1 protein-coding gene is annotated in these 602 nt (G+C 42.2%); it reads left to right on the top strand.

The window, feature by feature from the left end; genetic code table 11:
• The first annotated feature begins 150 nt into the window (after window positions 1–150).
• Window positions 151–540, top strand: a complete 390-nt coding sequence (locus KEM10_RS24025; RefSeq protein ID WP_212220843.1) for a hypothetical protein — start codon at window positions 151–153, stop codon at window positions 538–540.
• Window positions 541–602: the final 62 nt, after the last annotated feature.

The raw sequence follows: 602 nt of genomic DNA, 5'->3' as shown, positions 1-602 counted from the left end.
GTATCAGGTGATAAGATTTACCACCCTGCCGTTAAGGTAACGCTATTGGGAACTATCACAGAGAAAGCATAAGAGCTTGATATGTCATAATCGTTTGGGGGCGGTCAGCGGTTGTTAACCGCCCCTTTTTTCTTCTTAATCTTTTCAAAAATGGAAGTACAAGACAATAACATACGCAAATTACAGGTCGTGAAATTCGAGGTCAAAAAAGGTCAGACTTTTGAGTTTAACGGCAATACCAAAACGGAACATGACCGTATCAAAGGCATTTTCTTACGCCTATCCAACCAACAGGCATTACCCGGTGCCACACTTCGGGTTTGGATTGATGATACAGAGATAATCCCCGATGATACCGAAGTGGCATTGCTTCACCACAACGATGACATGAGTATAAAGGATGTGGCTTTCCCTGTGGATGAAAAAGCCAAGAACAGCCCTGTGCGTGTCATTTACAAAGACGACAGCGAGAACCTGGCTGTTAATGAAAGCTACAATGTACGTGTGTATCTGCTTGCCGAGGTAGAGAAAAAGAAATAACGCTAAAATCTCCCGACAATGAAACGATATTTTGTAATTACAAAAACCTCAGTTGGCAACAA

The sequence above is a fragment of the Carboxylicivirga linearis genome (genome assembly GCF_018271995.1).
Taxonomy (GTDB): Bacteria; Bacteroidota; Bacteroidia; order Bacteroidales; family Marinilabiliaceae; genus Carboxylicivirga; species Carboxylicivirga linearis.
This window is presented reverse-complemented; position numbering and strand designations above follow the sequence as displayed.

What these genes read in the sequence shown, in the direction of transcription:
- KEM10_RS24025 (WP_212220843.1), top strand. Translation starts at nt 151, where the DNA reads ATGGAAGTACAAGACAATAACATACGCAAATTACAGGTCGTGAAATTC.